This is a genomic window from Pseudomonas sp. TWR1-1-3 (assembly GCF_049896805.1).
Taxonomy (GTDB): Bacteria; Pseudomonadota; Gammaproteobacteria; order Pseudomonadales; family Pseudomonadaceae; genus Aquipseudomonas; species Aquipseudomonas bubulae.
Window position 1 is genome coordinate 31,922 of the sequence record NZ_JAFCUZ010000004.1, and the last position, 25,702, is coordinate 57,623.

Genomic DNA, 25,702 nt, shown 5'->3' on the forward strand with positions numbered 1-25,702 from the left:
GCCAGATCAATGGCTGACAAATACAAAGACAGAGCCGCATCATTACAGATGAAGCCCTGTCAGGAAGCCCAATCCAGTTAAAAATTGCGTTTCACAGCCGCAAACGCCCGCCACGGCTACGGGCCGCACCCAGCCCGTGGGGCAGCAAGCTGGAGCGAGTGTGGGCATGGCACAAGGCAATCGCAAGGGCATCCGACGCATCGATTTGCGGCTTGCTGGTCAGCTTGAGCAGGTGCATGACCATCATCATCACCTGTTCTTTATTCGCGCCACCTGTACCCGCCACCGCCTGCTTGACCTGGGTTGCCGAATACTCGGCGATCTCCAGGTTTTCTTCGGCTCCCGCAACAATGGCCGCGCCCCTGGCCTGCCCCAGCTTGAGAGCCGAATCGGCATTGCGGGCCATAAACACCTTTTCGATGCCCATGGTGACAGGACCGTACGTCTGAATAACCTCACGCACCCCACGATAGACGATCTGCAACCGCTCATGCAGTTCGCCGCTCCCCGTACGAATACATCCCGAAGCCACGTATACACAGCCACGCCCAGTGTCTCGCACGACGCCATAACCGGTGATTCGCGAACCCGGATCGATACCAAGAATAAGAGTCATAACGCCTACAGCTTATGAAGTGATGCCCACCGGCACATACCCGGACAGCTTAAAGGCAGAAGCCGGAGGTGCCCAGCGCCGCGATTGTCGCGACGGAGCACCTCCGGCCTCTTGATTGACGCAATCGCTCAGGCAAGCTGTTCCAGGACGGCGTCAGGGATTTCAGCATTGGAGTAGACGTTTTGGACGTCATCCAGGTCTTCAAGCATGTCGATCAACTTGAGAACCTTTTCTGCGCCCTCCAGATCAAGCTCGGCACTGGTGGTCGGCAACATGACGATTTCAGCATCCGTCGGCTTGAACCCTGCCGCTTCCAGGGCGTTACGCACGGCATAGAAGCTGGAGAACGACGTGAACACATCGATGGAGCCATCTTCGTTGGTCACCACGTCGTCGGCATCGGCCTCCATCGCGGCTTCCATCAAGGCATCCTCATCAACGCCGGCTGCATAGGAGATCTGGCCCTTGCGCTCGAACAGATAGGCAACAGAACCGTCAGTACCCAGGTTGCCGCCACACTTGCTGAACGCATGGCGTACAGCCGCGGCAGTACGGTTACGGTTGTCGGTCATGCACTCGACCATTACGGCTACGCCACCCGGGCCATAGCCTTCGTAGCTCAATTCGACCATGTCATCGGTATCAGCCGCACCGGCACCACGGGCCACGGCGCGATCAATGATATCGCGACTCATGTTCGCCCCAAGGGCCTTGTCCAGCGCCAGACGCAGGCGCGGATTGGAACTCGGATCGCCGCCACCTTGCCGGGCAGCAACGGTCAGTTCACGGATCCACTTGGTGAAAATCTTGCCTTTTTTGGCATCCTGACGCTCTTTGCGGTGCTTGATGTTCGCCCACTTAGAATGACCTGCCATAACGCACTCCGAATCCCTTTAAAAACCTTGCCAGGCCAAGGCCTGACAATAAAAATTCTCGACCCCAAATGCAAAGGCGCACCCGAAGATGCGCCTTTGAAGGTCAGACTTACTCTGCCTTGGCTTGTTCGCGCAAACGAATATGCAGCTCGCGCAACGCTTTGGCGTCAACCACGCCAGGCGCTTGTGTCATGACACAGGCAGCGCTCTGGGTTTTCGGGAAGGCAATCACTTCACGAATCGACTGGGCGCCAGTCATCAGCATCACCAGACGATCCAGACCAAAGGCCAGACCACCGTGGGGCGGCGCGCCGTACTTCAGGGCATCGAGCAGGAAGCCGAATTTCTCTTCCTGTTCCGCCTCTTCGATACCCAGCAGACGGAATACCGCTTGCTGCATTTCCTTGCGGTGGATACGGATCGAACCGCCACCCAGCTCGGTACCGTTCAAGACCATGTCGTAAGCGCGCGAGATAGCGGTTGCCGGGTTGGCTTCCAGCTCTTCAGGCGAGCACTTCGGTGCCGTGAACGGGTGATGCAAGGCGCTGAAGCTGCCGTCGTCGTTCTCTTCGAACATCGGGAAGTCGACCACCCACATAGGGGCCCACTCGCACGTCAGCAGGTTGAGGTCGTTGCCCACCTTGATCCGCAGCGCGCCCAAGGCCTCGCTGACGATCTTGGCCTTGTCGGCGCCGAAGAACACGATGTCGCCATCGACGGCACCCACGCGATCCAGGATCACGTTCAGGTTGGCCTCAGGGATGTTCTTGACGATCGGCGATTGCAGACCTTCCACGCCTTTGGCGCGTTCGTTGACCTTGATGTACGCCAGGCCCTTGGCACCGTAGATGCCGACAAACTTGGTGTAGTCGTCGATCTGCTTGCGCGGCATGCTTGCAGCACCCGGAACCCGTAGGGCTGCGATACGGCATTTAGGGTCGTTGGCCGGGCCGCTGAACACCTTGAAATCCACGTCTTTGAGCTGGTCGGCAACGTCAACCAGTTCCAGCGGGTTACGCAGGTCGGGCTTGTCGGAACCGTAGCGACGCATGGCTTCTTCGAAGGTCATGTGCGGGAATTCGCCGAATTCCAGATCCAGCACTTCCTTGAACAGGTTGCGGATCATGCCTTCGGTAAGGCCCATGATGTCTTTTTCATCGAGGAAGCTGGTTTCGATGTCGATCTGAGTGAACTCAGGCTGACGGTCGGCACGCAGGTCTTCGTCGCGGAAGCACTTGGCGATCTGGTAGTAACGGTCAAAACCGGCCACCATCAGCAACTGCTTGAACAGTTGCGGCGATTGCGGCAAAGCAAAGAACGAACCGGCGTGAGTACGGCTAGGCACCAGATAGTCACGGGCGCCTTCCGGGGTGGCACGGGTCAGGATCGGAGTTTCAACGTCCAGGAAACCGTTCTCGTCCAGGTAACGACGAATGCTGGTAGTCATGCGCGAACGCAGGCGCAGCTTCTCGAGCATTTCCGGGCGACGCAAGTCGATAAAGCGGTAGCGCAGACGGGTTTCTTCGCCGACATCCGAGAATTCGTTAAGCGGGAATGGCGGGGTTTCTGCTTCGTTCAGCACTTCCAGCTCATAGCCCAGCACTTCGATCATGCCCGACGCCATGTTGGTATTGCCTGCACCGGCAGGACGCAGACGTACCTTGCCGGTGATCTTGACCACATACTCGCTGCGCACACGGTCGGCAGCGGCGAAGGTCTCAGCGCGATCCGGGTCGAAAACCACCTGGGCCAGACCATCACGATCACGGATATCGAGGAAAATCACCCCACCGTGGTCACGGCGACGGTGAACCCATCCGCAAAGGGTAATTTCCTGGCCGTCCAGGCTTTCGTTCAGTTGGCCGCAATAATGGTTGCGCATCATGGTAGTGGTTTCACTTCTCGTAATTCGAAATTCGGTGGAGGTCTTGCGCACCGTCGGTGCTGGTAACCTTGCAAGAGCCCGCTTGTGTTCTGACTGCTTTCGCTAGACCTCAGTCGGATTTATCGCCGCCTGCCAGATTCTTTTTCGAGCCTGTCTTGAAGTCTGTTTCATACCAGCCTGTACCGCTAAGGCGGAAACCCGGCATGGACAGCATTTTCTTCAGCTCGGGGGCCTGACAGGCTGGACAATCAACCAGCGGTGCAGCGCTGATCTTTTGAATGGCTTCCAGCTGATGACCACAGGAAGCGCACTGGTAATCGTACATGGGCATTGGCGTGTCTCGACAATCCGTTAGCGGCAACCCTTAAGCAGGGCCGCACAGCAAAGAGCGAGATTATATCTGGTAAATCGAGCCATTGCAGCCGCATGAACAGCCAGAAGCACCTAAATGCATCATAAATAGTGGGCGATTACAAGCCGTCGAGCATGCACCTCCAGCCGACTGCGGCCTTCAACCCGCAAACACCTGCTGCTGTTTTACCTCCTGAAGGCCGCGACCCATTTTCAACAAGTGCATGACGCAGACGACCCGAATGAACCCACTGAAGTTCTTCACCCCGCCATGGCGCAAGTGAACCTCCAGGTCGATATAGGACAGCAGCGTATTTATTGAACACTTGTTGATACGAGATATATCGGACAACACCTCCCAATACACTTCCTCAAGCCGCAAACAGGTGGCAAAGCCATTCAACCGTACTGAACGTGATAATGGCCGGGCCAGCGTGATGCCAAAGTCCAGAATGGCAGGGTCAATCCTGACCCTCTGCATTGATCTGCACCCGGCATTTTCTTGCCGCATCAATCGCCCCATCGCAAAAGCACTCCATTGCGCATCATTGGATTTGATTACTCTTTTTTCAAAGAACTTGCCTCATAAAACGACATGTAAAAATTCTTATCCAGCGGATCAAACCCGCAAATCTGTAGGAGCGCTCTCGCTACGTGCGGCGAATATGGTCATGGACGGAGCAGGCAGCACCCCCATCAGATCACACCACCCCCCAACCCCCAGACCAGAGGCCTACATGCGTCTAAGACAAGGCTTTCGTAATAAGCTGATTTTGCCTAGGCCTCATCGAACAGTCTCACTCACAGATAGACCCATACGCTTAATTTGAGTAGACCCAAGCTTTGCTGTTAAATAGGCAGCGTGTTGCCCAATTTTCGCCTCCGGCGAGGGCGCATAGGCTGATGAACTCACGTGTCCAGCGCCTCCATTTTTTCTGAAGCGAACCGTGCGCAATCAGCTCTTCCTTGCGATCTATCTTAATGTGAGTCATTGAAATGTTGAAAATCGTCCACCTGATAACGGGTGCAGCGGCTTTGCTGCTGTCCTTTATTCCCAGCCTGCAATCTGAAGCTTTACCTTACCTACAACATCCTGATGCCCTTTACCTGGCGTTTTTTGGCCTGCTGAACCTGACACTGGCCCCAGTCATTCCATTCTGGAATAAAGGCCCGCGCCATCAACTGCAGAATCTGGTCAGTGCGCTGCTGGTACTGTCCGTTGTCCTGCAGACCCTGACCCTGTTCGGCCTGCTGCTGCCGATTGGTGATCAGCCCGCTGTTCTCCTGGGCCTGACACCTGCTGTTATTGCCGTACTGCTTCATCTTGCTGTCAGCTTCTATAAATCGTCACCTTCGTCGTCCTCGCAAAGCTATGACATGACCAACCGCGATACAGGGACTGTCAAATGGTTCAACACCTCAAAGGGTTTCGGCTTTATCTCCCGAGATTCCGGTGATGATATTTTTGTACACTTCCGTGCCATTCGTGGCGAGGGCCACCGTGTTTTGGTGGAAGGGCAACGTGTCGAGTTCTCGGTCATGAACCGCGACAAGGGCCTGCAGGCCGAAGACGTGATCGCAGCATTGCCGCGCCGCTGATTCAAGCCTGAAAAAAAACCGCGATCAGCCAGGCTGAATCGCGGTTTTTTTATGCCTGCACAAAACAATCAATAGTGCGGTGGCGGAGCCTCTTCTTCAAACGACTCGAACTGCCCGCCCATTTCCTCCTGGCGCTTGAGCAAGGCGGCCATCTGCATCTGCAGACGATCCACGGCGTTCTGCTGGGCCACCAGCACATCATTCAATGCCTGAATGGTGTCATCCTGAAAAGCCACGCGGCTTTCAAGGTCCATCACTCGCGCTTCAAGCGTCACGATCAACCCTCCGAAATAGTAAAACTTGCATCAAGAGCCGATGCCAGCCTGTCCCGGACAGCACGCACCTCTGCCGGCGCATAGGGTTTTGCAGGATGCTTGCCCCAGACAGGCCCTGGCCATGCCACATCAGCCCGGTAACGAACAATCACATGCATGTGCAACTGACTGACGACATTACCCAGGGTGGCAACATTGATTTTATCCGCACCGTACGACTCTTTCAGCACCCGCGCCAAAGCCGTGGTCTCAGCCCACATCCGCTGTTGGTCGGCGTCATCCAATTGAAACAGTTCAGTTATACCCTCGCGTCGCGGCACCAGGATAAACCAGGGGTAATTCGAATCATTGGAAAGCAGCAAGCGGCACAAGGGGAAGTCCCCTATCAGCCAGGTATCCTCTTGAAGACGTGTATCCAAAGCGAACACTGGGAGCTCTCCTGTTTGACCGTTCATTTCAGCACAACCCGGCACCCGGTGACATTCACCGCAGGCCAGACGACAGGAATCAAGGATACCCTTGATTGCGACTGGCATCACGCCTCCAGCCCTGCACGCACCGCAAATGCGACGCTGCACGCCCAAGCAACAGTGCTCGAACACTTATGCACCAAAACTGCACAAAGCGCATGTTTCAAGCGCGCCAAAACGTCACCTGCCACCCCAGCGGGTGTTAACCGGTAACGCTTAAGGCGTAAATCCGGGACAGGCACCACTCCTTGCAACAAAAAACAACACCCTGAAGGCAGCTTTATCGCCGTTTGACCCAAGCAAGATCAGGCCTCATAGCTCAAAAACGCAGAATATTATTTATTTTTCATCCAGGCAGGAATTTGAGCACGCTTGTTGCATAGATCATTGACACAGTCGCCAGGCCTGAGCAGGAGCACAGCAACCCGACGATAAATAACAATAGCTAAACAGTAGGAATTTTGAGTTTTCATTGTAGGCAACATGAAATCAATCATATGCCCAACACTGGAAACAGTACTGAATAGATGCTCAAACAAGGCTCTAAGCGGCGCGCTTGCGACATGTGGGGTGCCATTTGCGACATGGCTGTAAAGAAGCTGAAAGGTTATGAGAGCAAGTATCGCCAATATTGCCGGCGTGATATAAGTTTGCGCCGACACAAAAAGAAAGAGCCGCCCAGATAATAATTCAGGTGGGACGGCAGTACTCTTCCTAAAAACCAAAGGAGCAAATCACGATGCGCGTGATGAAGTGGAGCATGATCGCCCTGGCTGTTTCAGCCGGCACTACTCAGTTCGCAATGGCTTCGTCCCAGGACGACGCAAAAGGTTTCGTTGAAGACAGCACGCTGACTTCCAAAACCCGCATGCTGTACATGAACCGCGACTTCCGTAATGGTGCCAGCAACCCAACCAACGGTGGCAAAAGCGGCTACCGCGAAGATTGGGGTCTGAGCGAATTGCTCAACTACCAGTCCGGTTTCACCCAAGGCACCATTGGTGTCGGTGTTGATGCTTTCGCCATGGGTACTGCACGCCTGGATGGCGGTGCCGGTCGCCAGGGCAACGGCCTGTTCGCCAGCAAAAGCGATGGCTCCCCTGAAGATACCCAAGGGAAAATCGGCGGCGCGGTCAAATTCCGCCTGTCCGACACCGAGCTGAAATACGGCAACCAGTTCGTCGCCAGCCCGGTTTTCTCCACTGACGACAGCCGCCTGCTGCCTGAGGTTGCTACCGGCACCCTGATCACCAGCAAGGAAATCAAAGGCCTGGAGCTGACCGCAGGTCGCTTCACCGCACTGAGCTCCCAGACTGGCATGGCCCGTGACAGCATCAACGGCAAAGGCGAGCCAGGCCTGACCGCCGCCAATATTGCCGGCGCAACCTACCAGTTCACTGACAACTTCGTCGGCGGCATTGCCGCATCCGATGTTGATGACTACTTCAAGAAGCAGTACATCAACCTGAACTACACCCTGCCAATCGCAGAGTCTCAAGCCCTGAACTTCGACTTCAACGGCTACAGAACCTCGAGCCAGGGTCAGGAACGCGCCGGCGACGTTGACAACAAAATCTGGAGCCTGGCAGCCGCCTATAGCCTGGGCGCCCACAAGTTCACCATCGCTCACCAGCGCTCCACCGGTGACAGCGCTTACTACTACGGCGTAGATGGCGGCGGTACTATTTTCCTCGCCAACTCCGTGCAATATTCCGACTTCAACCAGCGTGACGAACGCTCCTGGCAGGGTCGCTACGACCTGAACATGGCCAGCTACGGCGTGCCAGGCCTGAGCTTCATGGCTCGCTACGTTAAAGGCGACAACATCTCCACGACTGATGGCGAAGGCAAAGAGCACGAATTCGACTTCGAAACCAAGTACGTGTTGCAGGAAGGCCCGGCCAAAGACCTGTCTTTGCGTCTGCGTAGCGCGATCTACCGCACCACCAGCAACAACGGCAATGACGTAAACGACTTGCGCCTGATTGCTGAATACCCACTGAACATCTTGTAATAACAGCCCTGGGGCTAGTTACAAACATAATGCTTAGTGAAAGCCACGCCCTGTCTCAGGGCGTGGCTTTTTATTTATCGGTTAAAAACCATATATATATAGCAAGCTAACTAACATCACTAAATGCAATCAATTATCACTTATTTATCTTTACCCAAACCAACATAGACCCCTGCCCTGGCCAGGGGACAAAAACAATTAAAGGGGCCTTAGCCCCTTTAATTGTTTATCCAGACCTGACTCAATAATCAGGTGCAGTTCCCGGCCTTATTCCGCAGCCACTTCCTGAACCACACGTACTACACGCTGCGGAAAAGGAATATCAATACCTTCAGCCTTTAAGCGGTCACGCGAATGCTCGTTGAGCATAAAGAGTACATCCCAGTAATCCGGGGTGTTGACCCAAACCCGCAGCGACATGGTGATAGCACTGTCGCCCAAGGCAGTCACCACAACGACCGGAGCAGGCTGCTTCAGCACGCGCGGGTCATCGGCCAGCGCCAACAACACTTCACGCACCTTCTGCAGATCAGCTTCGTAGTCCACACCCACATCAAACACCACCTTGCGCGTCGGCTGACGGTTGTAGTTGGTGATGATGCCGTTGGACAGGTTACCGTTTGGCACGATGACGGTTTTGTTGTCACCGGTACGCAGCACCGTGTGGAAAATCTGAATGCTGTCGACAGTCCCGCTTACACCTTGAGCTTCGATCCAGTCACCGATCTTGAACGGGCGGAACAACAGAATCAGTACCCCACCTGCAAAGTTGGCCAGGCTGCCCTGCAATGCCAGGCCAATGGCCAGACCTGCCGCACCGATGGCTGCCACAAACGAGGTGGTCTGAATACCGATCATCGATGCAACACTGACAATCAGCAATATCTTGAGAATGATATTGGCCAGGCTGCTGATAAAGCCCTGCAGCGCAAGATCCGCCTTTCTCAACGCCAGCAACTGACCGATCTTGGTCGTCAGGCGGTTAATCAGCCACCAGCCGACAGCCAGGGTAACCAGTGCCAGCAGCACGCGACTGCCGTACTCCATGATCATCGGAACCCAGGCCTGGGAGGCCTTGATCAATTGATCAACTTCAGTGTTCAAATCCATTTTTATCTCCTCACGCCATTACCAGCCAGCGTCATTTATTCAGCAAAACGATCGAGCCACCCTGGCAGCTCAATCGTTTCTGCAGCGCCCAGGAAAATCGGACGTCAATGATCGCCAGAGGTTCCCCGGGTGGTGATCAGTCGCGGAAGTTGTTGAACTGCAGCGGCATGTCGAACGTTTTGGCACGCAACGCAGCGATGGCTTCTTGCAGGTCATCACGTTTTTTACCCGTGATACGCACTTGCTCGCCCTGAATGGCGGCCTGAACCTTGAGCTTGGCGTCCTTGACGTGAGCGACGATCTTTTTCGCCAGCTCTTTATCAATGCCTTCCTTGAGCACCGCTTCCTGCTTCATCAACTTGCCCGAAGCGTAAGCGTCCTTGACCTCAAGGCACTGAACGTCGATCTTGCGCTTGACCAGTGCCAGCTTGAGGATCTCGATCATGGCTTCGAGCTGGAAGTCGGCTTCAGCGGTCAAGTTGACCGTCAAATCCTTTTCCTTGAACTCGAAAGTACCTTTACCCTTGAGGTCATAACGACGGTCCAGCTCCTTGACGGCGTTCTCAACGGCGTTGGTGACTTCGTGCTTGTCCAGTTCGGATACCACGTCGAACGACGGCATGTAATTTCTCCAATAATAAACGGCGCGCTCAACACAGATGGAGCACGCCTGACCTGACAGTTAAAATGCGCGGGCATTATAGCGGTTCTTCGACTTCATTCACTTGCGAGCTCACATGCCAGATTCGGCCATCCCCCAAAATCCCCCAAACGCACCGGCACGGGCTAGCACCACCTGGCACATTCTCGGTGCAGGCAGCATGGGGATGCTGTGGGCAACACGACTGGCACGCGCCGGCCTGCCCGTCACCCTCATTCTGCGCAACGACGACCGCCTGCAAGCCTATAAAGCCGTGCAAAAGTTGACCCTGATTGAAGGCGAAGATTCGCAACACTGGCCCATCAGCGCACAAACCCCTGAAACCGACGAGCCTATCCAGCGCTTGCTGGTCACCTGCAAGGCATACGACGCAGAGCAGGCGGTCAAGCAAATCGCCGGGCGCCTGAGCCCGGATGCCGAACTGATCCTGTTGCAAAATGGCCTCGGCAGCCAGCAGGCCGTCGCTGCGCAGGTACCCCACGCGCGTTGCATCTTCGCCTCCAGCACTGAAGGCGCCTATCGCGATGGCGACTGGCGCGTAGTGTTTGCCGGGCGTGGCCATACCTGGCTGGGCGACCCACGTCATGGCCCTGCCCCTCAATGGCTGGAAGAGCTTCAACTCAGCGGCATTGCCCATGAATGGAGCCCGAATATTCTGAGCAGGTTGTGGCGCAAACTGGCACTAAACTGTGCGATTAACCCACTGACGGTGCTCCATGATTGCCGCAACGGCGGCTTGCAAGCCCATGATGCCGAAGTGAACACCCTGTGCGCCGAACTCAGCGCCTTGCTGGAACACTGCGGCCAGGCAGAAGCCGCCATCGACCTGGCCACCGAGGTGCACCGGGTCATCCAGGCGACAGCCAACAATTATTCATCGATGCACCAAGATGTCAGCCAGGGCCGGCGCACCGAAATCAGTTACTTGCTGGGCTACGCTTGCACTGCCGGCCGCAACCGACAGTTCGCCGTCCCCTGTCTGCAAGGTCTGCACCAACGCTTGAGCGAACACCTGCGCCAGCGCGGATTGCCCTGCAACTGAGGGCCGCGCTACCCTGCCCTTCTGTTCTTTTATCAAATGGCCATCTCATGCCCTTGCGCCAGCGCCTTGAAAACCTCCCGGTAGGCCAGAAGCTGCTGACCGCCCTGCTCGCCTTGCTGGCCACCGTATTGCTGGTGGCCAACTTGACGTTTATCAGCGTCGCGTACTGGATCTCCCACGAGAGCACGGCTCCGCAAGCCCTGCAAACCCTGGGCAAGCTGACCGCAAACCCCGACCTGATCACCCACGCACTGGACTCGCCGCAAAGCGCCAAAGCCCTGCTCAACGAGATCGGCAGCTACGCCCCCCTGCGTGCTGCCGCCATTTATGACAGCGCGGGCAACCTGCTGGGACAACTGCAACACGGCGAACACCTGCCACTTCCGGAGCACTATCGTCAACTTGAGGCCTGGAGCCTCACCGAACTGCGCAGCCATCAAATCACCCGCCTGCATAACGGCGACCAGCCCCCCGGGCATTTGTTGCTGATCGCCAGCAGCGAACTGCCAATGGCGTTCTATACCGGCACGCTAACGGCCAGCCTGGGCATTCTGATCATCAGCGCTTTGCTCTGGTTCGTGGTGGCGCGGCAGATCAAGCGCCTGATTACCCAGCCTATTCACCGCCTTGAAGAACTGTCCCGCCAGGTCACTCGCGAGGAGAACTACGCATTGCGCGCGGCGCCCGGCAACAACGACGAAATCGGTAGCCTGGCTGAGGCATTCAACACCATGCTGTCGCGCATTGAAGTACGCGATCAAGCGCTCAAGCGCGCACGGGACGAGGCCCGCCAGGCGTACGATCAAGCGCAGTCGCTGGCCGAAGAAACCCGCAACACCAATCGCAAGCTGGAACTGGAAGTCCAGGTACGCAGCAAAATCGAGAAAAAACTTACCGGTTTTCAGAACTACCTCAACTGCATCATCGACTCCATGCCTTCGGCGCTGATTGCACTGGACGAACAGCTCTATGTCACCCAATGGAACCAGGAAGCCAGCGCCCTCTCCGGCACGCAGCTGGATGAAGCCCTGAACAAGCCCATCGAGCTGGCATTTGAACCTCTCAAGCCCTTCCTGCCGCAACTCAAAGACACCATTGAGCACCACCAGGTCGCAAAAATTGAACGCGTCACCTGGAATCAGGGCGAGGAAGCCCGCCACTATGCCCTGACCTTTTACCCCCTGATGGGCGGTGGTGGACGCGGCGTGGTGATCCGCATCGATGACATCACCCAGCGCCTGTCGCTGGAAGACATGATGGTGCAATCGGAAAAAATGCTTTCCGTAGGCGGGCTGGCTGCCGGTATGGCTCACGAAATCAACAATCCGCTGGGAGCGATCCTGCATAACGTACAGAACATTCGCAGGCGCCTGTCGAGCGAGTTGCCCAAGAACATCGAACAAGCCGAGCAGACCGGCATCGACCTGGAGGTGGTCAACCACTACCTGCAGGCCCGGGAAATCCCGCAACTACTGGATGGCATTCAACAGGCCGGTGCACGCGCGGCGAAAATTGTCACCCATATGCTCAGCTTCAGCCGCCGCAGCAACCGGCAGATGAGCCCCTGTGATCTGTCCGCCCTGATTGACCAGGCTCTGGACATCGCCAGCAATGATTTCGACCTGGCCATTGGTTTTGACTTTATGGGACAAGCCATCACTCGCCAGTTCGACCCGCAACTGGGACCGGTGCCCGGCATCCCCAACGAACTGGAGCAGGTGCTGCTCAATTTGCTGAAGAACGCCGCCCAGGCCATTCATCAACGTGCCGATCAGAGCGAGCCGGGACGCATAACCCTGCGCACCAGGCTCAACCCGCCCTGGGCGGAAATACAGGTCGAAGACAACGGTGCCGGTATGCCCGAGGCGGTGCGCAAACGAATTTTCGAGCCCTTCTTCACCACCAAGGAAGTTGGCCAGGGCACAGGGCTTGGCCTGTCCGTGTCGTACTTCATCATTACCAACAACCACAAGGGCCAAATGGAAGTGCACTCAACCCAGGGCCAAGGCACCTGTTTTACCCTGCGCCTGCCCTTGGCCGGCAACCAGCCGGCCTCCCCCGAACCAACCAACGTGGAAATGTAACCATGGGCTTTCGCTTATCGAAAATTTATACCCGCACCGGCGACAAGGGCGAAACAGGGCTTGGCGACGGTCGCCGTGTGCCCAAGGATCACCCGCGCATAGAAGCCATCGGCGAAGTCGATACGCTTAACAGCCAGGTCGGCCTGCTCCTGGCCGGGCTCATCGAGCACAGTGCCAGCCAGCCGGGGCTCAACGAGCTGATCGAGGTGCTTGAGCCGTGTCAGCACCGTTTGTTTGACCTGGGGGGTGAGTTGGCGATGCCGGAATATCAGGCACTTAACGCCGCCGAGATTGAACGGCTTGAAACTGCGATCGATCGCTGGAATGAGGAGCTGGGGCCACTGGAGAACTTCATTCTGCCCGGCGGCTCGAGCCTGATAGCCCAGGCCCATGTTTGCCGCAGCCTGGCACGTAGTGCCGAACGCCGCTGCCAGCAGCTCAATGCACTGGAGCCACTGGCAGGTGTGGGGCTGGCGTATATCAATCGCTTGTCTGACTTGCTGTTTGTCGCCGCGCGCCTGATTGCCAAGCGCCAGGGGGTTGCAGAGATCCTGTGGCAGGCGGCAGCCAAACCAAAGGCTTGATGTCGTTCATTTGTAGTCGCTCTACTCGTCAGCGACTACAGGAAAAACTGAATCTGTGGGAGCGAGCCTGCTCGCGAAGGTCGTTCGCGAGCAGGCTCGCTCCCACAACCAACAGAACGTGCATGCCGTCGCAGGACCCGCAACAGCCTCCGAATCACATCAAACGTTCGGCCAGAACGCCCGAATACCCGCCACACCCTGGGCACCGATCTGCCACGCCTGCTGGCGATCATCCGGGCCGAGCCCACCCAGCAAAAATACCGGCCTGCTGAAATTGGCGATCAATTGCTGCGCCTGCTCCCAGCCCAGTGGCTGTGCATCAGGGTGGGTCTGCGTCGCCAGCACCGGCGACAGGGTCACGAAGTCCACATCCATCTGTTCAGCCAGCGCCAGCTCCTCGGCGTTATGGCATGAAGCAGCCAGCCAGCGGTCTTTTGGCAATGGCCGACCCTTGGCGGCGTACTTGCGCAATTGCGCGGCCGTCAGATGCCAGCCGGCCGAAGGAAAATCCCCCAACCACTCCAACGGCCCCTTGAGCATCAACTGCGCCTTGCCGGCACACAAGCCGGTCGCGTCCACCGCCAGGTCGCGGTACTTGGGGTCGTACCCATTGGGGGCACGCAACGAAATCAGCCTGATCCCGCCTGCAATCGCCTTCTGGATACCGCGCAACAGCTCAGGGGTCTCCAGCTCATCCGGCGTAATCAGGTACTGATCGGGCAAGCGGGCAGCGGCCACAATGGGCTGATTGGCGTCAGGGAACCTGTAGTCCACCAACTCGCGCTGACTGACCCAAGCCAGTGGCTGACCTTCTACGCCATGAGGTTCGCCGGAAAACGCCGAAACTTCCCATACATCCAGCAGAACCTGCTTATCCGGATAGTCATGCTGAACCTTGATCAGAGGCCGGGCCACCTCGACCGTAATGCCCAACTCTTCTTTCAGCTCGCGCGCCAGTGCAGCTTCGACCGATTCCCCGGCCTCGACCTTGCCGCCGGGAAATTCCCACAGACCGCCCTGATGCTGAGTGTCAGCGCGACGAGCGATCAGAATGCTGCCGTCTGTGCCCCGGATAACGGCCGCAGCCACATGAACTCGTTTCACCCTTGTACTTCCTCTAATCCGGCCTGTTGCCAGGCTTTGAACGCAGGCCATTGATAAATGGCGTCGATATACGCTTGATCTTCTGCTGACAGCTCCACGCGATAAGTGCGAAGGCGCACAGCCACCGGCGCGAAAAACGCATCAGCCACACTCAACCGCCCGAACAGGTACGGCCCGCGTTCGCTGGCCACAGCACGGCACTCTGCCCACAAGGCAATGATGCGCTCGATGTCGGCCTGAGCCTCGGCCGGCATGGGTACCAGCGCCTGATCATGGCTCAAATCAAATGGCAGATTGCCCCGCAACGCAAAAAAGCCGCTGTGCATTTGCGCGCAAGCCGATCGGGCCTGGGCCCGTGCCTTGATATCTGCAGGCCATAACTGGGCCGCAGGGAAACGCTCATTCAGATATTCGGCAATCGCCAGCGAGTCAGCGATGGTGCCATGTTCGGTCTTGAGCAACGGTACTTTACCCGTTGCCGAGTGTTGCAGAATCAGTGCCCGGGTATCCGGCTGACCCAGTTTTATCAGTGTCTCGGTGTAGGCAGCACCCGCCAGATCCAGCGCCAGCGCGCCACGCAGGGACCACGAAGAGTGCAACTTGTCGCCAATGATCAGGTGGAAGCTCATACACAGACACCTTGAGAATTAGGGGGTAAATCTGATGCCCTCAAGGCATCACGGTGCTGCCCGCGCAGGATCGGCTGACAACCCCGTGATGTCGAGACGACTTAGGTACGGTACTCGGCGTTGATTTTCACGTATTCGTGGGACAGGTCAGTGGTCCAGATAGTCTCGCTGCAGGTACCACGACCCAATTCGATGCGGATGGTGATTTCTTCGCGAGCCATCACTGCCGAGCCCTGCTCTTCGGTGTAAGTGGCCGAACGGGCGCCGCCGCTGGCAATGCACACTTCACCCAGGAACACGTCAATCTTGCTGACGTCCAGATCCGGCACGCCTGCGCGGCCCACTGCAGCCAGAATGCGGCCCCAGTTCGGGTCCGAGGCAAACAGCGCGGTCTTGATCAGCGGCGAGTGTGCAACGGTGTACCCCACGTCCAGGCACTCCTGGTGATTGGCGCCGCCATTTACTTCAACGGTGACAAACTTGGTCGCACCCTCACCGTCACGCACGATGGCCTGCGCCACCTCCATGCAGACTTCCAGCACCGCCCGTTTCAACGCGGCAAACAGCGGGCCGCTGGCTTCTGTAATTTCAGGCAGGGCAGCCTTGCCGGTGGCAATCAGCATGCAGCAGTCGTTGGTCGAAGTATCGCCATCGATAGTGATGCGGTTGAACGACTTGTTCGCACCGTCGAGCAGCAGGTTTTGCAACACGTCGCGGGCAACTTTGGCGTCGGTGGCGATGTAGCCCAGCATGGTGGCCATATTTGGACGAATCATGCCCGCACCCTTGCTGATACCGGTCACGGTGATGGTTACGCCTTCATGCTCGAACTGACGGCTGGCACCCTTTGGCAGGGTGTCGGTGGTCATGATGCCGGTTGCAGCCTCGGCCCAGTTGTTCTCGGACAAATCGTCCAGCGCGGCTTGCAATGCGCCTTCGATCTTCTCGACAGGCAGCGGCTCGCCGATCACCCCGGTGGAATACGGCAGCACGGCACTGGCATCAACGCCGGTCAGTTCAGCCAGCCTGGCGCAGGTCCGGGCTGCAGCGATCAGCCCCGGCTCACCGGTACCGGCGTTGGCATTGCCCGTGTTGGTCAGCAAATAGCGAACCGGGCCTTGCACACGTTGTTTGGCCAGAATCACAGGGGCCGCGCAAAACGCATTCAGGGTGAAAACACCCGCCACGCTGGAGCCTTCGGCGCAGCGCATAACCACCACGTCCTTGCGCCCTGCGCGCTTGATACCGGCAGAAGCGATACCCAGTTCAAAACCGGCCACCGGGTGCAAAACAGGCAAAGGACCAAGACCAACAGCCATGACGCGCTCCTAAAAAGTTCTGTGCGCCGCCGCAAAAGGACGGGAATTCAATGGTAAAACGCCGCGACGGCTAATGCCGGTCGCGGCGCAGGTGTTTCAGCAGGTGAAGCGGGCTTTAGTTGATTTGCCCGTGACAGTGCTTGTATTTCTTGCCCGAGCCGCAGTGGCACAGCTCGTTGCGACCCAGCTTCTGCTCGCTACGAACAGGCTCGGTTGCCGCCACAACATCTTCGACGTCAGCACCTTGCAGCACCTGGGCCATTGCCTCCGGCTGGTCAAGGCCCGGCGCTTCAGCATGCTGGAACTGCATGCGCGAAGCCAGGTCTTCAGCTTCCTGGCGCAGGCGCGCCTCCTCTTCGACCGGGTCTTCACGACGAACCTGTACGTGGGACAACACACGGATCGAGTCGCGTTTGATCGAATCAAGCAGCTCGGAGAACAGGTTGAACGACTCGCGCTTGTACTCCTGCTTCGGGTTCTTCTGCGCATAACCGCGCAAGTGGATACCGTGGCGCAGGTGGTCCATGGTCGACAGGTGGTCTTTCCACAGGTCATCCAGAACGCGCAGCACAATCTGCTTCTCGAACGTGCGCAGTGCTTCAGCACCGGCCTGCTCTTCTTTCTCGTTGTAAGCTGCAATCAATTCAGCCAGCAGCTTCTCACGCAGGGTTTCTTCGTACAGGTGATCATCTTCGTCGAGCCATTGCTGGATCGGCAGTTTCACCCCGAAGCCGCTTTCGATGGCCGCTTCCAGACCTTTGACGTCCCACTGTTCCGGCAACGATTGTGGCGGAATATGAGCGCTTACGGTGCTGTCCAGTACATCCTTGCGGAAGTCGGCGATGGTCTCACCGATGTTGTCGGCTGCCAGCAACGTGTTACGCATGTGATAAATCACTTTACGCTGTTCGTTGTTGACGTCATCGAACTCCAGCAATTGCTTGCGGATATCGAAGTTGCGACCTTCAACCTTGCGCTGGGCCTTCTCGATCGCGTTGGTCACCATGCGGTGCTCAATCGCTTCGCCGGACTGCATGCCCAGGGCCTTCATGAAGTTCTTCACCCGATCAGAGGCGAAGATACGCATCAGGCTGTCTTCCAGCGACAGGTAGAAACGGCTGGAACCGGTGTCACCCTGACGGCCGGCACGGCCACGCAGCTGGTTGTCGATACGGCGCGATTCGTGACGCTCGGAAGCGATCACATGCAGGCCACCCGACTCCAGCACCTGCTGGTGACGTTTTTGCCAGTCGGCCTTGATCTGCGCGATCTGCTCAGGTGTCGGGTTTTCCAGGGAGGCTACTTCCACTTCCCAGTTGCCGCCCAACAGGATGTCGGTACCACGACCGGCCATGTTGGTTGCAATGGTCAACGCGCCCGGACGACCGGCCTGTGCAATGATTTCTGCTTCTTTTTCGTGGAACTTGGCGTTCAGAACCTTGTGCTCGATGCCTTCCTTCTTCAGAAGGTTGGACATGTGCTCGGAGGTTTCGATGGTTGCCGTACCCACCAGCACCGGACGACCCTTGGCCATGCAGTCCTTGATGTCGGCCACGATTGCCGCGTACTTCTCGTCCGCGGTGAGGAACACCAGGTCGTTGTAGTCTTTACGCGCCAGCGGCTTGTTCGGCGGGATGACCATTACCGACAGACCGTAGATCTGGTGGAATTCAAACGCTTCGGTGTCTGCTGTACCGGTCATGCCCGACAGCTTGTTGTACAGGCGGAAGTAGTTCTGGAAGGTGGTCGAGGCCAGGGTCTGGCTCTCTGCCTGGATATTCAGGCCTTCCTTCGCCTCGATCGCCTGGTGCAGGCCTTCGGACAGACGACGACCCGGCATGGTACGCCCAGTGTGTTCGTCGACCAGCAATACCTGACCGTCTTCAACGATGTATTCAACGTTGCGATGGAACAGCTTGTGGGCGCGCAGTGCAGCGTACACGTGGGTCAACAGGCCCAGGTTGTGCGCCGAGTACAGGCTTTCGCCTTCGGCGAGCAGGCCGATCTGGGTCAGCATGTCTTCAACGAACTGGTGACCGGCTTCGTTCAGCTCAACCTGGCGGGTCTTTTCATCGATGGTGAAATGGCCAGCCTTGGTGACTTCGCCTTCCACTTCCTCGATGTGTTGCTCAAGGCGAGGGATCAGCTTGTTGATTTCAATGTACAGCTTGGAGCTGTCTTCAGCCTGACCGGAGATGATCAGCGGAGTACGGGCTTCATCGATAAGGATGGAGTCGACTTCGTCGATTACGGCGAAATTAAGCTCGCGCTGGAATTTTTCTTCCATGCTGAAAGCCATGTTGTCACGCAGGTAATCGAAACCGAACTCGTTGTTGGTGCCGTAAGTGATATCGGCAGCATAGGCTTCGCGCTTTTCCTGAGGTGGCTGGAACGGTGTCACGACACCGACCGTCAGGCCCAGGAACTCGTAGAGCGGGCGCATCCAGTTGGCATCCCGGCGAGCCAGGTAGTCGTTCACGGTTACCACGTGAACGCCCTTGCCCGACAATGCGTTGAGGTAAACGCCCAGGGTTGCTACCAAGGTCTTGCCTTCACCCGTACGCATTTCTGCGATCATGCCTTCATGCAAGGTCATGCCGCCGATCAGCTGTACATCGAAGTGACGCATGCCCATGACACGCTTGCCGGCTTCACGGCAGACCGCAAAGGCTTCTGGCAGCAGTTGGTCGAGGGTCTCACCTTTGGCTATGCGGGCCTTGAACTCTTCGGTCTTGGCGCGCAATTGCTCATCGGTCAGGGCAACCATCTGCTCTTCGAAGGAATTGACGACCTGTACTGTCTTGAGCATGCGTTTAACTTCGCGCTCGTTCTTGCTTCCAAAAAGTTTCTTTAACAAAGGCGCAAACATATCGGCAGGATCTTCCACACATAGGGATGGAGGGCGGCCCCGAGAGTCGCCCGAGCAGCCCTGATGGCCGCATGCGAACGAGCATTCTACCCGGAAACGGCGGTGAGGAAAGTGGCGTTATTCCACGATACTGGTACTGCGTTGTGAAGGGGCCTCCCTAAAATAAGGGCTTTTTGCTGAACTTCAACCCGTTTGCACAAGAAGTTACTCATTGATTTCATAAATAAATTCAGATTTACCTTAGCCCGGACCAGTGAGAGGCAGGCATCTGCTAAGATTGCAGCTCTGTTTTATCAGGTGTTTGAACATGGCATTTCGCCCACATCCAGCACGGGCACCCTCCGTCCTGCTCCGCGAGGCCAAGCCCCTAAAAGCTATTTTCGGCCATGCCAAGCGCCTGGCACACCTGCAACGCCTGCTTGAAAGCCAGCTTCAGCCCGCCGCGAGGGAGCATTGTCACGTTGCCTCATGGCGTGAAGGGAGTTTGTTGCTGATCGTGACCGACGGCCATTGGGCCACTCGCCTGCGCTATCAGCAAAAGCGCCTGCTGCGCCAACTGCAGGCATTCGACGAGTTCGCCAGCCTGACCCGCATTTTGTTCAAGGTGCAGCCGCCCACGGTACAGGCCAAGGTCGCGGGGCATACGCTGGATTTGTCCGTCGATGCCGCCCAGACCATCCAGGCAACGGCCGATGGCATTACCGACCCGGCCTTGCGCGCGGCCCTTGAACGCCTGGCCAGCCACGCGCGACCCAAACCCGACTGATCCTCCTGATCAAGCCCCATTGTGGGAGCGAGCCTGCTCGCTCCCACAGTTGCAGTCTTGTTAATTATTTGCGCTTGCTGTTACCCAGTAACGACCCCAACAGCCCGCGCACCAGCTGACGGCCCATCTGACCCGCCGCCTGACGCGCCATCGACTGCAAGGCCTTGCCTGCTGTCGTGCCCAAAAAGTCTCCCGCCTGATCAAGAAACCCCGGCTCGTGCTGTGCAGCCTGTGTCTGCGCCTGATCTTGCGGTGCCACGCCTTTGCGGGCCATGAGGATTTCATAAGCCGACTCTCGATCAACGGGCTTGTCATAACGCCCCTGCAGCGCTGAACGGCTGATCAATGCAGCCCTTTCGGCCTCCGTCAGCGGGCCTATACGCGATTGCGGTGGCGCAATCAGCACCCGCTGAACCATCGCCGGCGTGCCTTTTTCCTCAAGCATGCCCACCAGAGCCTCCCCCGTGCCCAGCTCCGTCAGTACGGCCAGCGCGCTGAATGCCGGATTGGGGCGAAAGCCGTCTGCCACAGCTTTCAGGGATTTCTGCTCTTTGGCCGTAAAGGCCCGCAGCCCGTGCTGGATACGCAACCCCAACTGTGCCAGCACCGTATCGGGCAAGTCCGCCGGTGATTGAGTGACGAAATACACCCCTACACCCTTGGAGCGAATCAACCTGACCACTTGTTCCAGCCGGTCCTGCAATGCTTTTGGCGTACCGGCAAACAACAGGTGCGCTTCGTCGAAAAACAGCGCCAGTAAGGGCTTGTCTGCATCGCCGCGCTCGGGCAACTGTTCGAAAAGCTCCGCCAGCAACCACAACAGGAACGTTGCGTAGACCTTGGGCGCTTCATGCACCAGGCGGCTGGCATCGAGCAGATGGATCTGCCCGCGCCCGTCGCTGGCGGGCTGCAAAATATCGTCGAGCTGCAGTGCCGGCTCACCAAACAGGGCTTCTGCACCCTGCTGCTCAAGGGTTGCCAGACGGCGCAACAACGCCTGGCTGGAGCCCGTGGTCATCAGGGCCGCGTCATCGCCAAGCACTTGTGGGTTGTCACGCAGGTGATTGAGCAGTGCCTTGAGGTCTTTAAGGTCAAGCAGCAACAACCCTTCCCGATCCGCCACCTTGAAGGCGGCATAGAGGGCCGACTGCTGGCTGTCGGTCAGCTCCAGCAGGCTGCCCAGCAGCAACGGCCCCATGTCACTCAGGGTCGTGCGCAATGGGTGACCCGTCTTGCCCTGGATATCCCACAAAGTAACCGGATAGGCCTTGGGCTGGTAATTGAGCCAGGGCATTCCCGCGATCCGTTCGGCAATCTTGCCCTGGGGATTGCCGGCCGCACCCAGGCCGCACAAGTCACCCTTGATGTCGGCGGCGAAGACGGCCACCCCGGCATCACTGAACTGTTCAGCCAGCCGCTGAAGCGTAACGGTTTTACCCGTGCCCGTGGCTCCCGCCACTAAACCGTGGCGATTGGCCAGGCGCAAGGACTGCGCGATGGGCTGAGCCGAAAGGTCAGCGCCGATTACTAGAGCAGAAGAGTCAGGCATTTTGCCACCTTTGATTAATCTTTAGCGATCGCGGGTCGATACACACTGAATGCTAGACCACATAAAACCGGATTTAGCGTGGTAAAGCGGCTTGATCAACAGCCAACTTGCCCTGTTCAGGCAGTGCTGTGTAGAGCGCGCGTTTTACCAGAGTGTATGTCGCACACTTTTAGACCTTAGCGGACCCTTCAAGCCATGAATAAAAACCTGCGTTTCAGTCATAAAATCCTGCTTGCCGCGTCCCTGATCGTAATAGCCGCCTTTTCGCTATTTACGCTGTATAACGACTACTTGCAACGCAACGCCATCCGCAACAACCTGGACAACTACCTGCACGAGATGGGCAGTGTCACGGCCAATAACATTCAGACCTGGCTCGGTGGCCGGATCCTGCTGGCGCAAAACCTCGCTGAATCCATCGCCCTGACTCCAGAGCCTGCCCAGGTGGCCAGCCTGCTGGAACAAAAAACCCTGAGCAGTACCTTTATGTCGGTTTATTTTGGTGACAGCCAAGGCGGATTTACCATTCGCCCTGACAGCAAGATGCCTGACGGCTACGACCCGCGCACCCGGCCCTGGTACAAGGATGCGTTCAACAGCAGCAGCTCCAGCCTGACCAAACCCTATATAGATGCTGCCACCGGACAGATGGTCATTACCATCGCGGCCCCGGTAAAAAAGGGCTCTCAAACCCTGGGTGTGGTCGGCGCCGACATGACCCTGCAAGCCATCACCGACAGCATCAACGCGCTGAATTTCAACGGCATGGGTTACGCCTTTCTGATCAATGCCGACGGCGAAATCCTGGTGCACCCGGACAAGAGCCTGGCCACCAGGAACCTGAAGGACATCTATCCGCAGGACACTCCCGCGATCACCACTGCGTTCAGCGAGATCCAGGCCAATGGCAAAACCCGGATCGTAAGCTTCACCCCGATCAAAGGGCTGGGCTCAGCCAACTGGTACATCGGCCTGTCGGTTGACAAGCAGCAGGCTTTCGCAGCGCTCAGTGAGTTCCGTACTTCGGCAATCATTGCCACGGTTATCGCCGTGGTTTCGATCATCGCCCTGCTCGGCCTGTTGATTCGCCTGCTGATGCAACCGCTGCACGTGATGACCCGCGCCATGCAGAATATTGCCGAAGGCGAAGGCGACCTGACGCGCCGCCTGGTGGTGGAGTCCCAGGATGAGTTCGGTACCCTGGGCAGCGCATTCAACCGTTTTGTCGAGCGCATTCACGCTTCCATCAGCGAAGTGGCCTCGGCCACCGGCCAGGTCAACGAGGTGGTCCTGCGGGTTGTCAGCGCCTCCAACTCATCGATGCTCAACTCTGACGAACAGGCCAGCCGCACCAGTAGCGTCGCCGCTGCCATCAACGAACTGGGCGCCGCGGCACAAGAAATCGCCCGTAACGCCGCCCAGGCCTCGCACCAGGCCAGCGATGCTCGCGGCCTTGCCGAAGAAGGCCAGGAAGTGGTCGAACGCAGCATCAGCTCGATGCAGAAGCTGTCGCAAATGCTTGGCACCTCCAGCGGTCATATCGAGTCGCTTAACGACAAGACGGTGAATATCGGTCAGATTCTGGAGGTGATCACCAGCATTTCCCAGCAAACCAACCTGCTGGCCCTTAACGCCGCCATTGAAGCAGCTCGTGCTGGCGAAGCCGGGCGTGGCTTTGCCGTGGTCGCCGATGAAGTGCGCAACCTGGCACACCGCACCCAGGAATCGGCGCAGCAAGTGCAGAAAATGATCGAAGAATTGCAGATCAGTGCCCGAGGCTCAGTGAGCACCATGGAAGAAAGCCAGCGTCACAGCCAGGACAGCGTGGAAATCGCCAACCGCGCGGGCGAGCGCCTGATCAGCGTGACCGAACGCATTGGTGAAATCGACGGCATGAACCAGTCTGTCGCCACGGCAACCGAGGAACAAACCTCGGTGGTCGAGTCGATCAATATGGACATTACCGAGATCAATACGCTGAATCAGGAAGGCGTCGAAAACCTTCAATCAACCCTTCGCGCGTGTTCCGATCTGGAACAGCAGGCTGCCCGCCTGAAGCATCTGGTGGGCAGTTTCAGGATTTAGGCTTCAGGCACACGCTGCATGCCTGCAGCGTCTAGCTCCTGCGCCCAAAGCTCGGCGGCACCGGGGAAGTCGGTGCCGTCCTCGGGGCTGAGGGCATCCGGGTCATAGCGACTCAGACAGCCCTCACCCAAGGTCGGTGGAGCACTGGATGTCGCCTTGTCGAGTGGATCGCTCATCACATCCTCCGCCGGCAATCCTTCGCGAGCAGGCTCGCTCCCACGGTGTCGATCAGAACACTACAGTCTTGTTGCCATGCACCAGCACGCGATCTTCAAGGTGATAACGCAAGCCACGGGCCAGTACCATTTTCTCGACATCACGGCCGAAACGCACCATATCCTCAATGCTGTCACTGTGGCTGACACGTACCACGTCCTGCTCGATGATAGGACCGGCATCCAGCTCTTCAGTCACATAATGGCAGGTTGCACCGATCAGCTTCACGCCCCGCATCGAGGCCTGGTGATAAGGCTTGGCGCCGACAAACGACGGCAGGAAGCTGTGGTGGATATTGATGACCTGGCCGGCATATTCGCTGCACAGGTCAGGTGGCAGGATTTGCATGTAACGGGCCAGTACCACCACTTCGGCAGCATGGTGCTTGACCAGACGCGAGACTTCGGCGAAAGCCGGCTCCTTGTTCTTCGGGTCAACCGGTACGTGATAGAACGGGATGCCATGCCACTCGACCATGCTGCGCAGGTCATCGTGGTTGGAGATCACGCAGGAAATATCGCAGTCCAGTTCATCGCTGTGCCAGCGGTGCAGCAGATCTGCCAGGCAGTGGGATTCGCGGCTCGCCATCAATACCACGCGTTTTTTCTGCGCCGTATCGGTAATGCGCCACTCCATCGAGAACTCTTCGGCGATCGGGGCAAATGCCTCACGAAACGCCTCCAGCCCGAACGGCAGGGAATCGGCACGGATCTCGTGACGCATAAAGAACCAACCGCTCTGGTCGTCCGAGTGGTGGCTTGCTTCAGTGATCCAGCCATTGTGGGAGGCAAGGAAATTGCTGACCTTGGCGACAATGCCGACGCCGTCGGGGCAGGCAATCACCAACCGAAAAGTGCGCATGAGGGGAAAACTCCAAAAACTTTACTAAGGCCGCCATTCTAGCGAGTGCGCAGCAAAACTGCAGTATTCGTTACAGCTCGGCACCTGCGCCATCGGGTCGCGCACCGAAGGTGCCACACCAGCATCGACGTGGCCTGCACTGCAATGGACGGACACTTGCCGATGTTATTGATCGTCCATATTAACCTCACTGTAGCGCGGTGTATTTAATAGCGCGCATATTCCCGAGGGCAAAGTTAATGAATAAAATTTTAAATTAAATAGCCCTTTCATGTTTACTTGCAGTAACTGTCTGACTACTATTGCGCCACTGTCTCCCTGACATCCTTTTCAACATAAGGTTATCCTCATGTCCTTGATCAACGAATATCGTGCAACCGAAGAAGCCATCAAAGAACTGCAAGCCCGCCTGAAGAACCTGTCCGAAGACGACAAACTTCAAACCGAGCTGGAATTTGAAGGCAAACTGCGCACGCTGATGGGCGAATACCAAAAATCGCTACGCGATATCATCGCTCTGCTGGATCCGGAATCCAAAGTTAGCAAAGCACCTCGCGGCGTTGTTAAAACCACCGGCACCAAACGTGCCCGTAAGGTTAAACAATACAAAAACCCACACAATGGTGAAGTGATTGAAACCAAAGGTGGCAACCACAAAACTCTGAAAGAGTGGAAAGCCAAGTGGGGCGGCGACGTGGTTGAAGGCTGGGCTACTTTGCTCGACTAAGTGACACCGGG

General features: G+C 57.3%; 24 protein-coding genes and 1 pseudogene. 9 read left to right on the forward strand and 16 right to left on the reverse strand.

Going from position 1 to position 25,702, the window contains the following annotated elements; genetic code table 11:
* Positions 1-91: 91 nt before the first annotated feature.
* The 5 genes from ruvC to ACP7BE_RS15790 all read right to left on the reverse strand — a co-directional run bounded on the left by ruvC (position 92) and on the right by ACP7BE_RS15790 (position 4,250).
* A complete protein-coding gene (ruvC, locus tag ACP7BE_RS15770; RefSeq protein WP_029611572.1) occupies positions 92-616 on the reverse strand; it encodes a crossover junction endodeoxyribonuclease RuvC in 525 nt (174 codons plus the stop codon).
* A gap of 128 nt (positions 617-744) precedes the next feature.
* The gene (locus tag ACP7BE_RS15775) at positions 745-1,491 is read right to left on the reverse strand and encodes a YebC/PmpR family DNA-binding transcriptional regulator (protein ID WP_016782226.1); all 747 of its coding nucleotides are present in this window, start codon (positions 1,489-1,491) and stop codon (positions 745-747) included.
* A 109-nt stretch (positions 1,492-1,600) separates the two neighbouring features.
* Positions 1,601-3,376 carry an aspartate--tRNA ligase gene (gene aspS, locus ACP7BE_RS15780; protein WP_426106476.1) on the reverse strand — a complete coding sequence of 592 codons (1,776 nt, stop codon included), beginning with the start codon at positions 3,374-3,376 and terminating at the stop codon, positions 1,601-1,603.
* A gap of 109 nt (positions 3,377-3,485) precedes the next feature.
* Positions 3,486-3,707, reverse strand: a complete 222-nt coding sequence (locus ACP7BE_RS15785) for an FmdB family zinc ribbon protein (RefSeq protein WP_029611571.1) — start codon at positions 3,705-3,707, stop codon at positions 3,486-3,488.
* Between the two features lie 180 nt (positions 3,708-3,887).
* Positions 3,888-4,250: a ribbon-helix-helix domain-containing protein gene (locus tag ACP7BE_RS15790; protein ID WP_095001778.1), complete on the reverse strand. Its 363-nt coding sequence runs from the start codon at positions 4,248-4,250 to the stop codon at positions 3,888-3,890.
* 473 nt (positions 4,251-4,723) lie between these two features.
* Here ACP7BE_RS15790 and ACP7BE_RS15795 point away from each other — a divergent pair, with 473 nt between their 5' ends.
* Entirely contained in the window at positions 4,724-5,326 is a 603-nt protein-coding gene (locus ACP7BE_RS15795; RefSeq protein WP_095001779.1) for a cold-shock protein, read from the forward strand.
* Positions 5,327-5,394: 68 nt separating this feature from the next.
* On the opposite strand, the gene ACP7BE_RS15800 is transcribed toward ACP7BE_RS15795, so the two are convergent.
* Both ACP7BE_RS15800 and ACP7BE_RS15805 read right to left on the reverse strand, forming a co-directional pair.
* Complete coding sequence (locus ACP7BE_RS15800) at positions 5,395-5,601, reverse strand: SlyX family protein (RefSeq protein ID WP_095001780.1); 207 nt, start codon at positions 5,599-5,601, stop codon at positions 5,395-5,397.
* 2 nt (positions 5,602-5,603) lie between these two features.
* Positions 5,604-6,029 carry an HIT family protein gene (locus tag ACP7BE_RS15805; RefSeq protein ID WP_095001781.1) on the reverse strand — a complete coding sequence of 142 codons (426 nt, stop codon included), beginning with the start codon at positions 6,027-6,029 and terminating at the stop codon, positions 5,604-5,606.
* 781 nt (positions 6,030-6,810) lie between these two features.
* Here ACP7BE_RS15805 and ACP7BE_RS15810 point away from each other — a divergent pair.
* Positions 6,811-8,085 (forward strand): OprD family porin, encoded by a 1,275-nt coding sequence (locus ACP7BE_RS15810; RefSeq protein ID WP_095001782.1) that lies wholly within the window; start codon positions 6,811-6,813, stop codon positions 8,083-8,085.
* Between the two features lie 267 nt (positions 8,086-8,352).
* Here ACP7BE_RS15810 and ACP7BE_RS15815 read toward each other — a convergent pair whose 3' ends face one another.
* Entirely contained in the window at positions 8,353-9,195 is an 843-nt protein-coding gene (locus tag ACP7BE_RS15815; protein WP_130872086.1) for a mechanosensitive ion channel family protein, read from the reverse strand.
* A 136-nt stretch (positions 9,196-9,331) separates the two neighbouring features.
* Positions 9,332-9,817, reverse strand: a complete 486-nt coding sequence (locus ACP7BE_RS15820; RefSeq protein ID WP_007906601.1) for a YajQ family cyclic di-GMP-binding protein — start codon at positions 9,815-9,817, stop codon at positions 9,332-9,334.
* Positions 9,818-10,022: 205 nt separating this feature from the next.
* Between ACP7BE_RS15820 and ACP7BE_RS15825 the strand changes: the two genes are divergently transcribed.
* From ACP7BE_RS15825 to ACP7BE_RS15835, 3 genes are read left to right on the forward strand one after another with little or no spacing between them, the layout of a single operon-like run.
* Positions 10,023-10,898, forward strand: coding sequence for a putative 2-dehydropantoate 2-reductase (locus ACP7BE_RS15825; RefSeq protein WP_426106809.1), 876 nt, complete (start codon positions 10,023-10,025; stop codon positions 10,896-10,898).
* 47 nt (positions 10,899-10,945) lie between these two features.
* The gene (locus ACP7BE_RS15830; protein WP_095001785.1) at positions 10,946-12,982 is read left to right on the forward strand and encodes a sensor histidine kinase; all 2,037 of its coding nucleotides are present in this window, start codon (positions 10,946-10,948) and stop codon (positions 12,980-12,982) included.
* Between the two features lie 2 nt (positions 12,983-12,984).
* Entirely contained in the window at positions 12,985-13,566 is a 582-nt protein-coding gene (locus tag ACP7BE_RS15835; RefSeq protein WP_095001786.1) for a cob(I)yrinic acid a,c-diamide adenosyltransferase, read from the forward strand.
* 159 nt (positions 13,567-13,725) lie between these two features.
* Here the strand turns inward: ACP7BE_RS15835 and ACP7BE_RS15840 are convergent, their stop codons facing one another.
* The 4 genes from ACP7BE_RS15840 to secA form a co-directional block, all read right to left on the reverse strand.
* Entirely contained in the window at positions 13,726-14,670 is a 945-nt protein-coding gene (locus ACP7BE_RS15840; RefSeq protein WP_095001787.1) for a Nudix family hydrolase, read from the reverse strand.
* Entirely contained in the window at positions 14,667-15,299 is a 633-nt protein-coding gene (locus tag ACP7BE_RS15845) for a glutathione S-transferase (RefSeq protein ID WP_095001788.1), read from the reverse strand. Before ACP7BE_RS15845 ends, ACP7BE_RS15840 begins: the two co-directional genes overlap by 4 nt.
* Before the next feature lie 101 nt (positions 15,300-15,400).
* The gene (argJ, locus tag ACP7BE_RS15850; RefSeq protein WP_153399459.1) at positions 15,401-16,618 is read right to left on the reverse strand and encodes a bifunctional glutamate N-acetyltransferase/amino-acid acetyltransferase ArgJ; all 1,218 of its coding nucleotides are present in this window, start codon (positions 16,616-16,618) and stop codon (positions 15,401-15,403) included.
* Between the two features lie 115 nt (positions 16,619-16,733).
* Complete coding sequence (gene secA / locus ACP7BE_RS15855) at positions 16,734-19,487, reverse strand: preprotein translocase subunit SecA (protein WP_095001790.1); 2,754 nt, start codon at positions 19,485-19,487, stop codon at positions 16,734-16,736.
* A gap of 307 nt (positions 19,488-19,794) precedes the next feature.
* On the opposite strand from secA, the gene ACP7BE_RS15860 reads away from it, so the two are divergent.
* Entirely contained in the window at positions 19,795-20,253 is a 459-nt protein-coding gene (locus ACP7BE_RS15860; protein ID WP_095001791.1) for a DUF721 domain-containing protein, read from the forward strand.
* Between the two features lie 64 nt (positions 20,254-20,317).
* On the opposite strand, the gene ACP7BE_RS15865 is transcribed toward ACP7BE_RS15860, so the two are convergent.
* Positions 20,318-21,802, reverse strand: a complete 1,485-nt coding sequence (locus ACP7BE_RS15865; RefSeq protein ID WP_095022951.1) for a helicase HerA-like domain-containing protein — start codon at positions 21,800-21,802, stop codon at positions 20,318-20,320.
* A 195-nt stretch (positions 21,803-21,997) separates the two neighbouring features.
* Between ACP7BE_RS15865 and ACP7BE_RS15870 the strand changes: the two are divergent.
* A pseudogene (locus tag ACP7BE_RS15870) lies at positions 21,998-23,032 on the forward strand (HAMP domain-containing protein); the annotation flags it as partial.
* A 90-nt stretch (positions 23,033-23,122) separates the two neighbouring features.
* Positions 23,123-23,887, forward strand: a complete 765-nt coding sequence (locus tag ACP7BE_RS15875) for a methyl-accepting chemotaxis protein (protein ID WP_370688598.1) — start codon at positions 23,123-23,125, stop codon at positions 23,885-23,887.
* Here the strand turns inward: ACP7BE_RS15875 and ACP7BE_RS15880 are convergent.
* Together ACP7BE_RS15880 and purU are read right to left on the reverse strand one after the other, a co-directional pair.
* Entirely contained in the window at positions 23,884-24,063 is a 180-nt protein-coding gene (locus tag ACP7BE_RS15880; protein ID WP_095001794.1) for a hypothetical protein, read from the reverse strand. The genes ACP7BE_RS15875 and ACP7BE_RS15880 overlap by 4 nt on opposite strands.
* A gap of 52 nt (positions 24,064-24,115) precedes the next feature.
* Positions 24,116-24,964, reverse strand: coding sequence for a formyltetrahydrofolate deformylase (gene purU, locus ACP7BE_RS15885; RefSeq protein WP_095001795.1), 849 nt, complete (start codon positions 24,962-24,964; stop codon positions 24,116-24,118).
* A gap of 349 nt (positions 24,965-25,313) precedes the next feature.
* Here purU and mvaT point away from each other — a divergent pair, with 349 nt between their 5' ends.
* Positions 25,314-25,691: a histone-like nucleoid-structuring protein MvaT gene (gene mvaT, locus ACP7BE_RS15890; RefSeq protein WP_048363549.1), complete on the forward strand. Its 378-nt coding sequence runs from the start codon at positions 25,314-25,316 to the stop codon at positions 25,689-25,691.
* The last annotated feature ends 11 nt before the right edge of the window (positions 25,692-25,702 follow it).